This is a genomic window from Paenibacillus sp. FSL H8-0315 (assembly GCF_038005365.1).
GTDB classification, from domain to species: domain Bacteria; phylum Bacillota; class Bacilli; order Paenibacillales; family Paenibacillaceae; genus Paenibacillus_AQ; species Paenibacillus_AQ odorifer.
This window is the reverse complement of sequence record NZ_JBBOTA010000001.1, coordinates 4,228,627-4,238,716: the sequence shown is the minus strand read 5'-3', so window position 1 is coordinate 4,238,716 and position 10,090 is coordinate 4,228,627. Positions and strand designations below refer to the sequence as shown.

At 42.2% G+C, this 10,090-nt stretch carries 11 protein-coding genes; 5 read left to right on the top strand and 6 right to left on the bottom strand.

Annotated features, from left to right (window positions below):
* Positions 1-54: 54 nt before the first annotated feature.
* Complete coding sequence (locus tag MHB56_RS18435) at positions 55-180, top strand: DUF4023 domain-containing protein (protein WP_051491363.1); 126 nt, start codon at positions 55-57, stop codon at positions 178-180.
* A gap of 98 nt (positions 181-278) precedes the next feature.
* Here the strand turns inward: MHB56_RS18435 and MHB56_RS18430 are convergent, their stop codons facing one another.
* Both MHB56_RS18430 and MHB56_RS18425 read right to left on the bottom strand, forming a co-directional pair.
* Entirely contained in the window at positions 279-983 is a 705-nt protein-coding gene (locus MHB56_RS18430; protein ID WP_076185077.1) for a hypothetical protein, read from the bottom strand.
* A 186-nt stretch (positions 984-1,169) separates the two neighbouring features.
* Complete coding sequence (locus tag MHB56_RS18425; RefSeq protein WP_036684918.1) at positions 1,170-1,691, bottom strand: GNAT family N-acetyltransferase; 522 nt, start codon at positions 1,689-1,691, stop codon at positions 1,170-1,172.
* 169 nt (positions 1,692-1,860) lie between these two features.
* On the opposite strand from MHB56_RS18425, the gene mbcS reads away from it, so the two are divergent.
* On the top strand, positions 1,861-3,456 hold the full coding sequence (gene mbcS, locus MHB56_RS18420) for an acyl-CoA synthetase MbcS (protein ID WP_076130100.1): 1,596 nt from the start codon (positions 1,861-1,863) through the stop codon (positions 3,454-3,456).
* A gap of 87 nt (positions 3,457-3,543) precedes the next feature.
* Here mbcS and MHB56_RS18415 read toward each other — a convergent pair whose 3' ends face one another.
* Complete coding sequence (locus tag MHB56_RS18415; protein ID WP_076190140.1) at positions 3,544-4,122, bottom strand: SMI1/KNR4 family protein; 579 nt, start codon at positions 4,120-4,122, stop codon at positions 3,544-3,546.
* Between the two features lie 11 nt (positions 4,123-4,133).
* Positions 4,134-4,571, bottom strand: coding sequence for a HEAT repeat domain-containing protein (locus MHB56_RS18410; RefSeq protein ID WP_036684913.1), 438 nt, complete (start codon positions 4,569-4,571; stop codon positions 4,134-4,136).
* Between the two features lie 227 nt (positions 4,572-4,798).
* Between MHB56_RS18410 and MHB56_RS18405 the strand changes: the two genes are divergently transcribed.
* Genes MHB56_RS18405 through MHB56_RS18395 form a run of 3 tightly spaced genes read left to right on the top strand, consistent with a single transcriptional unit; the run spans position 4,799 to position 7,851 of the window.
* Positions 4,799-5,299 (top strand): DUF4358 domain-containing protein, encoded by a 501-nt coding sequence (locus tag MHB56_RS18405; RefSeq protein ID WP_036684911.1) that lies wholly within the window; start codon positions 4,799-4,801, stop codon positions 5,297-5,299.
* 6 nt (positions 5,300-5,305) lie between these two features.
* Positions 5,306-6,691, top strand: coding sequence for an MBOAT family O-acyltransferase (locus MHB56_RS18400; RefSeq protein ID WP_341143848.1), 1,386 nt, complete (start codon positions 5,306-5,308; stop codon positions 6,689-6,691).
* 20 nt (positions 6,692-6,711) lie between these two features.
* Complete coding sequence (locus MHB56_RS18395; RefSeq protein WP_341143847.1) at positions 6,712-7,851, top strand: DHHW family protein; 1,140 nt, start codon at positions 6,712-6,714, stop codon at positions 7,849-7,851.
* A gap of 192 nt (positions 7,852-8,043) precedes the next feature.
* Here MHB56_RS18395 and MHB56_RS18390 read toward each other — a convergent pair whose 3' ends face one another.
* Together MHB56_RS18390 and MHB56_RS18385 are read right to left on the bottom strand one after the other, a co-directional pair.
* Positions 8,044-9,453: a HAMP domain-containing sensor histidine kinase gene (locus MHB56_RS18390; protein WP_081387735.1), complete on the bottom strand. Its 1,410-nt coding sequence runs from the start codon at positions 9,451-9,453 to the stop codon at positions 8,044-8,046.
* On the bottom strand, positions 9,437-10,084 hold the full coding sequence (locus MHB56_RS18385; RefSeq protein WP_340033979.1) for a response regulator transcription factor: 648 nt from the start codon (positions 10,082-10,084) through the stop codon (positions 9,437-9,439). The genes MHB56_RS18390 and MHB56_RS18385 overlap by 17 nt, the downstream gene beginning before the upstream one ends.
* Positions 10,085-10,090 lie beyond the last annotated feature (6 nt).

The following is a 10,090-nucleotide window of genomic DNA, read 5'->3' as shown; positions in this document are numbered from 1 at the left end:
AATCAGGCAAAAGTGGTTACAGTAACGGCAAGGTTATGATCAAGGAGGACAAACATGGACGATACTCAAGCTTTTGTAGACAAAGTACACGACACCCAGAAGAAAGCAGAAAAGAACAAACAGAATCACGGTAAAGGAACACCAAGCCAAAAGCTGCCTAATAAACAGCACAGTAAATAGAACACGCAGACACGAAAACAAAAAAAGCAGCAAGCCCTCCCGGATCGGAGTGACTTGCTGCTTTACTTTTTGTAAATTGAGCTTTGCTTTTAAAGGAGTTATTTACTCCATTTCACCACATTCACTGCTACCTTCTCTAATTGCGCCTTGCTCAAAGCCTTGTCTGGAGAACTAATCGTCACAAAACGATCATCCAGTTTATAGGTCAAAAACAATGAATCGCTGGTAGGGCTGTACCACTTAGCTTCTGTACCATTGGAAAGCTTTACGGCATCGCCTTTGTAATCATAGGAGTAGTCACGTGGAGAAACGTTCACCCTCATATGGTCGAACAAAAAGTACACTCCATCTTCAGAGCTAGCTGCTTTTTGAAAAGCGTCTCCACTCACCATTTGTGCTGGTGCATAAACCGTTTTAAACCCATCGAAATTTGCAAAAGCTTTAGAAATTTGTTCTTTTTGAGCGTTGCTGTACTGTACTGGTGTTAATGTATCTTTATCCGGCACCACAGTTCCAGTACCCAGAATGACCTGATTCGCTGCCGCATCAAAAGTCACTGGCACCTTCAACACATCAGCCAAGGCACGTACAGGAAGATAGGTTGTATTGTTATAAGTAATCGGAGCTAATGTGTTACCTTTATTATCAACAGGCGTATAAGCTGCACCATTCACTTTAAATCCAATGCTGTGATTGAGGTATGCTGTGATTTTTTGCAGCTTAGTTCCTGCGTACACACCAGCCGAACCTGTAATTGCCATCCCAAATACCATCGTTGCTATAATGAACTTTTTACTTTTCATATGTTATGCCTCCTTAGAAGATCAATCTCGGTTTTTACTTTAGCTCAAGTTTTAAAGGAATATGTCTCTAAGTTGTATTTAACTTGTACCCAATTTGTAAAGAAACTATTCATCTGGAGCTCTGGTTTGTATAAGAAAAACAGCAACCCGCTTATCCCATAAGGATTTAACGGATTGCTGAGGGCTTTAACCTTGATACGGAGTTGTAACCTTATACACTTCTGAATATAAAATTTCTCTATAAAGTTGGAATTCTTCTTCATCAACAGGGTTAGGGTAAGTCATAATTAAGAGTGGTAAATCTTCATTTCCTTCACGCAAAGGAGGCTGCACATAATCGTAAGGGTTCAAATGAAAGCCCAGCCGCTCATAAAAGCCGATTCTCCGCTGCTCCATTTCACCCAGTGGCCGCTCAACTTCCAAAAGGACAGGCTTGTTAGATAGACTGATGTATTCAGTCATCAGCTTTTTGCCAATTCCTCCACCTCTGATGCTCGGGTCGACTGCTATATGTTCTACAAAACGAAAGCCGGGGAACTCCCAGCAGGCCATGAAAGCAACAATTTTACCCTCAGAATTCATCTCGGTAATGAGACGATAATCTGGAACGTCCAATAACTCCTGTTGTCCCTCAAAGGTTCTGATCTCAGAAGTAGGAAATGAGGCTTCCATAATAGCGAATATTTCATCAAAAGTTGTGTGATTCATAACATAAGTTCTCACTTTCTGGATTTGTGGTCTATTATAAGTTTACCTTACACATATTATCTTAACCCGAAATTCATTAAGAACTCAAGGTACTAGTACCTGGTACTAGGATAACGTGATATACTAAATAGAACAGTTATACACATCTTGTTTGATATAGGAGAGGTTCATATTGGATAATCAGCAATGGATCGCACCTGAGTTCTACAATCTCACTTCGGAAATGGAAAGCCATGCTCCTGAGAAGATTGCGCTTAAGTGGTTAAATGAGCAAGGAGATTATGAGGAAATTACTTACGGTGAATTACGCAAACAAGCTAACCGGCTGGCCGGAGGACTTGCGAAGCTTGGGCTGCAACAAGGGGATCGTGTTCTTGTTATGGTTCCACGCCGCATCATCGCTTATGTCATCTATTTAGCTTGTCTGAAACAAGGACTTGCCATCATTCCATCCTCAGAAATGCTGCGTGCCAAAGATTTATCCTACCGCCTGCGCCATTCTGAAGCCAGAGCCGTTATTGCTTGGTCCGAAGTAACCGGGGAAGTGAATAAAATCTCAGAGGATCTTCCTGCTCTCGATTACCGTCTTTCCGTATCTGGCAGCTCAGACGAACTCGGTGAAGGCTGGCTGGATCTAGAAAGTCTGATGGTTGGACAACCAGAGACCTTCACAGCAGTCGCAAGCCGCCGGGATGATATGGCTATTCTCGCCTACACCTCAGGTACCACTGGCAACCCTAAAGCGGTCGTTCATAGTCACGGCTGGGGTTATGCTCACTTGCGGATCACCTCACCTCAATGGCTGGATATTCAAGGATCTGACACCGTCTGGGCAACAGCAGCTCCCGGCTGGCAAAAGTGGATCTGGAGTCCCTTCTTAACCGTTCTTGGCAACGGAGCTACAGGTTTTGTATATAGTGGATCCTTTCATCCCAAAAAATATTTGCAGCTATTGCAGGATCACAAAATTCAAGTATTATGCTGCACCCCAACGGAATATCGTCTAATGGCTAAAACAGAAGACTTAGGTCGTTACGACTTGTCTACCCTGCGCTGTGCAGTATCTGCCGGAGAGCCATTAAATCAAGAGGTCATTAACACCTTTCAGCGTGAGTTCGATATCACAATCCGTGATGGTTACGGCCAGACGGAAAGCACCCTAATTATCGGAACACTCAAAGATACTCCAATACGCATTGGTTCTATGGGTAAATCAATCGCTCCCGGCTTAGTCGAGGTTGTGGACGAAGACGGCAAGCCACTGCCTGCTGGAGTGGTTGGTGATATTGCCGTACATTTGAGTATGCCAGCCCTGTTCCACACTTATTACAAAGATCCCGGTAGAAAAGAAAGCTCCACACACGGCGAATTCTTCATAACCGGCGACCGGGCAAAGAAGGATGAAGATGGTTATTTCTGGTTCGAGGGTCGTGGGGATGACATCATCATTAGCTCAGGTTATACTATCGGTCCTTTCGAGGTAGAAGAAGCATTGATGAAGCATGCCTCCGTTAAGGAATGTGCGGTCGTTGCCAGTCCAGACGAAATCCGTGGGCACATTGTTAAAGCATTTATCGTGCTTAAGGATGAGATTGTTGGTTCACCAGAGCTTGTAAAAGAGCTGCAATCCCATGTTAAAGAGTGGACAGCCCCTTATAAATATCCGCGCAAAATCGAGTTTATTCAGGATCTTCCGAAGACGACCTCCGGTAAAATACGGCGAGTAGAGCTTCGTGAGCAAGAGAACCAAGCTGCGCAGGAATAACATTGTTATAAAGATCACCTTATTTAAAAATAAAGAGCAGCTAGTCCATAAATGGACTGCTGCTCTTGTTTATTTGGCATCAGGTCGTTACTCGGACCAATATTTCGCATCCGGGTTCAGTGCCGCACCAACTTCGCCTTCTAATACTAAATCGCAATCGAGGTAGCCCTCTTCATCCAGGAAATAAACCTCCTGCTTGTAGAACTCGCATAAGGTCTCTAGGAATTTATCAGGCGAATCATACATCACAATTAAATCGCCGAAATCATGGAGCAGGTCACATACCTGTTCCACACCCTCAGCAGACTTATAATAACAAATGAAATCACTGCCATAGTTCGTTAAGATAGGCAAGATAACTCCATCAGGATGTTGACCTTTTTCCTCCAATATCCCAGCTAATACCTTCATCTCCTCTTCATATTCATCCATATGAATCAGGCGGTACCCTGGAATAAATTCGATAAGGCTTGGTTCCTCTTCCTCACTGCTTGTCCCTGAGACAGTGCTATAAATAGCTTTCAGCAGTTCAGGAGTCTCCGGCAAAACAGCCGTAATCTTTGCTTCGTTACCACCCTTGCCCAAGCTGGCAATATAATCAGGGCGTAATTCTGCGGACAGCTTAAGGTATTCTTGAAATTGTTCTGTCAATTTATTGGTGTGCATATTGTCATCCTTTACTTATTTGCGGAAGTCCACATCTTCATCAGCCACGTATCGAAGTCAGCGCCTTTTTCACCTTCATAAGCGTCGTACACGTCAACTCTCATCTTCTTCAGCTTCTCTTTGAAGTCCTCGTAAGAATGATCTCTTGGCAGGCTCTTTTTAATTCTCAGCAGGATCTTGGATACGCCTTTAACTAGTTCAGGCTTGTTCTTCGATGGCACCTTAACGTCTTCACCAAAAGCCTTCAGCTTAAGGTAAGCAGCTTCTTGAACTGTATATACAGGATCGCTCTCCATTAAACGCGTCAGGATATCGATAATTTGTTTGTGGTTGGTCTGTCCCAGCTCTTCAACTGCTTCTAGACGCGCTCTCCAATCCGCAGAGCGGTTGGCAGCTTTCTTTAATTCCTCATAATTCTCCGGTAGTTCATTGTTCAGTTCTTCGATCATTCCGTTCAATCCCCTTCTATTAAAAACTATCTATCTTACAGTAACAGTATAACCAACCATTGCGCAAGCTAAGAGAGGAAGATCTTTGCATGAATTCATGTGAATATCATATTTCCGCAAAAATATGGGTAAAGTATCCGGAGTAAGTCCCCAGCGCAACATTCTATCGACTATATACGTTAGTAACTAGAGAAATTCAGACAATACATCAAGGAGAGTGACCTAAGTTGAAAAAGCATACCTTCATGCTAGCGTTAACCATTGTACTAAGTGTGGTGCTTGGCGCCTGTTCCAGCAACAACAGTAACAATGGGGCTGCCATTGAAACGAATCTAACTGCAAAAGAAATGGTCGATCAAATGCTGAGCAAAGTAGAGCAGCCATCTTTAATGGAGCTTGATGCGGCTACAGTTGAACAGCTATATCATCTGAACCCAGAATTGCTTGAAGATTATAGCATTAGAATGCCTATGATGAATGTGAAGACTAACGAAATTGCGGTTCTGAAAGTTAAAGATGTAAAAGATATGACCACTGTTGAGGATGCCATCAAAGCGCGTGCAACAGATGTTCAAAAACAATTCGAAACCTATCTGCCTGATCAATACGAAAATGCTAAAAACTATAAACTCATTAAAAAGGGTAACTATTTCCTGTTCGTTATTGCTGATCCTGCGGATCAAGATAAACTCGTAGCAGACTTCGATACTTACTTCACAGAAAAATAAATAACCATGGTATTCAGCAGCCTACTTTTCCTATTCCTATTCCTGCCGGCTGTCCTAGCGCTCTATTATGTTTCGCCCTGGCGAATCAAAAACCTCATATTGTTTTTAAGCAGCCTGGTTTTTTATGCTTGGGGCGAACCTGTCTACATTGTAATCATGTTGCTGTCCACCATTACAGATTACAGCTTTGGTCTACTGCTCAGCAGACCAAAGCTGACTGCGGTGCAGCGCAAGTGGATTGTGGTTAGTTCCGTCATTATTAATCTAGGCTTATTGTCGTATTTTAAATACGCAGATTTTCTCATCCAAAATATAAATGGACTCCTCGGTACACATATTCCTTTAACGGATTTACCTTTACCTATTGGGATTTCATTTTATACTTTTCAATCCATGTCCTACATTATTGACGTCTATAGAGGAACTACGAAAGCACAACGCAATTGGATTGATTTCGGTACATTTGTAGCCCTGTTTCCACAGTTAGTAGCAGGTCCGATTGTTCAATATAACACCATTGCCGGGCAACTACGTGAACGTACGGTCGATATCTCCATGTTCGCAGAAGGTGTACGGAGATTCATAATCGGATTAGCCAAAAAAGTACTGCTCGCCAACAACATCGGTATGCTCTGGCACACCATATCCAGCTCCAATCTAGATTCCCTGCCTGCTTTTACCGCTTGGCTTGGGATTATTGCGTTTGCTTTTCAGATCTATTTTGACTTCAGCGGGTATTCGGATATGGCTATTGGTCTCGGTCTCATGTTCGGCTTCCGCTTTAACGAGAACTTCAACAAACCTTATATCTCTCAGAGTATTACTGACTTTTGGCGGAGATGGCATATTTCCCTTAGCAGTTGGTTTCGTGACTATGTCTACATCCCGCTTGGAGGCAACCGCCGGGGGTTAAGCGTTCAAGTGCGCAACATTCTCATCGTGTGGCTGCTCACGGGAATCTGGCACGGGGCCAGCTGGAATTTTCTGCTCTGGGGATTATACTTCGGGGTCATTCTTATCTTTGAAAAATGGTGGGGATTAACGCTATTAAGCCGCCTCCCCCGTTGGACAAGACATTTATATGCTGTAGTACTTATACTCATCGGATGGGTCTTATTCGCTTTTGAAGAACTTCCTCTGGTCATTGGCTACTTACAAGCGATGCTTGGCTTTAATGGACAGCCGTTATGGAATAACACCACTTTATACTTCACTTACACGAACGCGATTCTACTCGTGGTGTTAACCTTTGCCTCTACACCTGTGAAGCTCTCCAAGCGGATGGATTCTAGATCGGTTCCTGCTCTTGTTTGGTATGGCGTGTTATTGTTCCTATCTGTTGCCTACTTAGTAGATGCAACCTTTAATCCATTTTTATATTTCCGGTTCTAACCATTAGGGGGTGATTGTTTATGAAGCAGAAGACGGATCGAATCCTGGTTGGGGGATTTGTTGCAACGTTATTTCTGGTCGCTATCCTCTTTTTCTTACTGCCTGTTCAGCGTTTCTCTGAGCTTGAGAACCGGTATTTGCAAAAGGCCCCCCATCTGACATGGGACAATTTATTATCCCACACCTATGCGGAAGAGGCCGAAAGCTTTGTAACTGATCATTTTCCATTTCGGGCCAAATGGGTGTGGGTGAAATCGGCGGTGGAACAGATGAGGCTACAGCAAGAGAATAACGGAATCTATAAAGGAAAAGACGGCTATCTTTTCGAAAAATTCGCAGCACCTGATTACACTAAAGTTCAGCAATATGCAGCAGCTGTGAAACGCTTTGCCGATAACAATCCCGATGCAAACACCACTTTCTTATTGGCACCTACATCGGTTGGCTTGTCCAAGGAACGTCTACCCTGGTTAGCTCCTGTCTACTCGCAAGCTGAGGTGAATCAAACAATAGCTAAGGATGTAGGAGATAGCCTTACTTTTATAAATGGATTTGATGTTCTTAGCCCACATGCCGCAGAGCCCATTTACTATCGGACCGACCATCACTGGACAACCTACGGTGCCTACTTAGCTTATGTAGCCTATGCTCAAAGCATGGGCTGGCAGCCTCTGTCCCAGAGCGAATACCAGATTCAGACTGTGAGTAATTCATTTCTCGGAAGCTATCATACCCGGGGGCAATTTATCGGGGTCACACCTGATTCCATTCAAATGTACAAACCTAATCATGAGGTATCCACCCAAATGTACATTCAAGATACCGGTGAGACTTTAAAAAGTATGTATGACCTAAGTTATCTGGTGAAAAAGGATAAGTACTCTTATTTCCTAGGGGGCGTACATGCGCTCATGAAAATCACCAGCCAGCTTGATCCAACAACGGTCAAACAGAAAAAGCTGCTCGTCATCAAGGACTCTTATGCACATAGCGTTATTCCTTTCCTGACTCAGCATGTGCCTGAAATCCATGTGATCGATATCCGTTATTATAATGGAAACATCAGTGATTATATGGCTCAAAATGATATCAAGGATGTCTTGCTGCTTTTTAATACGGCTACTTTTATTGATAATGCGGCGCTATTGAAGTTAAATTAATGATATTGCGATGGATGCGGTGAAAAGATCTTTAATAGGTGTTGTGCGTAACTGCGGGAATGTTGGACTTTCGGTCGCTGTTGTCTCCAGATGTTTTTGATTTTACCGCTATCAGCGGATAACCTCCGGAGACAGCTTATGCTTCCGATGCGAGCTTTCCTTCGGAAAGCTTTCAGGCGAACGCTAACGCTCCTACAGTTCCAAAATTCCCTCCGTTACTTCAAACCAAATACTAAAACTAATATATGAGTCCTCTAATTTGGACTCGTATTTCAGATCATTTTTGCCAAGAATCTCCGCGACGATGGACAGACCAAGTCCAGTACCGGAGATTTCTTTATTTCGAGACTCTTCAATTACATAGAATGGATCCCAGATATACGCTAAATGCTCCGTTTTCAGGCGAGTGGTTTTATTGGAGATCGTAAATTTTAATGTACGAGTAGTGTCACTCCCTAGTTTTATTTCAAAAAAATCCTCTTCACCATATTTAATGGCATTACTAATTAAGTTGTTGAATACTATCTCGATTTGGCTGATATCTTCTTCAACGATTGAGGATTCAAGCGAATGAAAGTCGCTCATTAAGGTTATGTTTTTATTTTTTAACGTAATATTATATTGTGAGATCACTTTTAGCAGAAGCTCTTTAAGATCAAAAGGCTCTTTATGCACTTCTGACTTCTGGATCTTGGACAATTTAATTAAATAATCCACCATATCCGACGTATACTTCACTTGCTCCAAAATGATATCCGTATACGTGCCATCATCCAGACCGTCCTGAATGCCAATCGTATAGGCTTGGATTAAGGATAATGGTGTTTTCACTTCATGCGAAATGCTTGAGATAAGGGTATTTAAACTTTGATTTTTCTCCTCTAATTTGGCATGGGTGCTCTTTAGACGCTGACTCATCTGATTGATGCTTTTCGAGAGCTCTTCGATTTCATCCCCCGTTTGAATCGTCACTTGTTTAAAATCGAGATTGGATATATCCTTCGCGACATCCTGTAATTGTTCTAACGGTGTAATGATCTTTTTTGAAAAATAAGCCACTAACAGCAAACTGATAATAATCCCCAGTAGAATGGAGTAAAAGCTGAATTGATTTACGAGGGTCAAGGCATCTGTATTGTGCACAACCACAGTTCCTATGAGGATTAGACTGCTATCCTGCTCGTATATTTTCGTTAACAGACTCGATTTCAATTTGCCCTGATTAAATAAAAGATTAACCGTGTTGCCTTGTTTTACTTTTTGTAATACCTCATCTGTGATCCAAAATTTATTAAGTGCCACCTTATCTTTAAACAACGCAAATTGAATATTTTCGTTAATTTCTGCTGTACTTCCACTGTTTTCAACCCTAACAATCGTTACGTTATTATTGTTCTCGATCCTGCTTTCATTTTCCATGAGTTGATCCAAACGGAGATCCTTTACTTCGTCATAAATGGTGTTGATCTTGGTTTTCATTTTGTATAGGTAATAATCTGCTGAGAAATAGTTGTGCAGGAAATAAGACGTACCAAAAACAATCAGCAAAATAATGCTCACCATGATCAATAACTTCGTACTTATTTTATGAATTTTTATCATGGAAGCTGTACCCCATTCCCCTATGCGTGATCACGTGGTCGGCCCCAATCTTATCGCGCAGCCTCTTAATATGCGTATCTACCGTTCTTTCTTCGCCCAGATAATCCATTCCCCAAACCGCAGACAATAAGGCATCTCTGGATAAAATACGTCCTTTATGCTCATACAGGAAGGTTAGCAATTCAAATTCTTTTTTATATAACGCCAGTTCGGCCCCATTCTTGTACACTTTCTTCCGCTCAAAATCGATTTCTAAATCCCTAATCGCAGCCACTTTTTCAGTGCCTAGCATTTTTTTAATTCTAAGCATCAAAATCCTTGGGTCGAATGGTTTTCTTATATATTCATCTGCCCCTATATCCAAGGCACTGAATTCATCATCATGGGAAGACCTTGCGGTCAGCATTACAACTTTAGCCAAACTAACCTTCTTGATTTCATTACAAACCTCAAGCCCGCTTCGCTTAGGCATCATCCAATCCAGCACCACAAGATCGATCCTATTCGAAAAAAAGAGCTCAAGCGCTTCTTCACCGTCCGCTGCTGTCCAAACGTTATAGCCTTCTTTTTGAAAATAAGTCTTCAATATAGTGGTCATATGTTTCTCATCATCCGCAATTAAAATATTCAAAGTAGA

Excerpts from the sequence above, each read along its gene's own strand:
- MHB56_RS18435 (WP_051491363.1), top strand. The coding sequence starts at position 55 with ATGGACGATACTCAAGCTTTTGTAGACAAAGTACACGACACCCAGAAG.
- MHB56_RS18430 (WP_076185077.1), bottom strand. The coding sequence starts at position 983 with ATGAAAAGTAAAAAGTTCATTATAGCAACGATGGTATTTGGGATGGCA.
- MHB56_RS18425 (WP_036684918.1), bottom strand. The coding sequence starts at position 1,691 with ATGAATCACACAACTTTTGATGAAATATTCGCTATTATGGAAGCCTCA.
- MHB56_RS18415 (WP_076190140.1), bottom strand. The coding sequence starts at position 4,122 with ATGCACACCAATAAATTGACAGAACAATTTCAAGAATACCTTAAGCTG.
- MHB56_RS18410 (WP_036684913.1), bottom strand. The coding sequence starts at position 4,571 with ATGATCGAAGAACTGAACAATGAACTACCGGAGAATTATGAGGAATTA.
- MHB56_RS18400 (WP_341143848.1), top strand. The coding sequence starts at position 5,306 with ATGGTATTCAGCAGCCTACTTTTCCTATTCCTATTCCTGCCGGCTGTC.
- MHB56_RS18395 (WP_341143847.1), top strand. The coding sequence starts at position 6,712 with ATGAAGCAGAAGACGGATCGAATCCTGGTTGGGGGATTTGTTGCAACG.
- MHB56_RS18390 (WP_081387735.1), bottom strand. The coding sequence starts at position 9,453 with ATGATAAAAATTCATAAAATAAGTACGAAGTTATTGATCATGGTGAGC.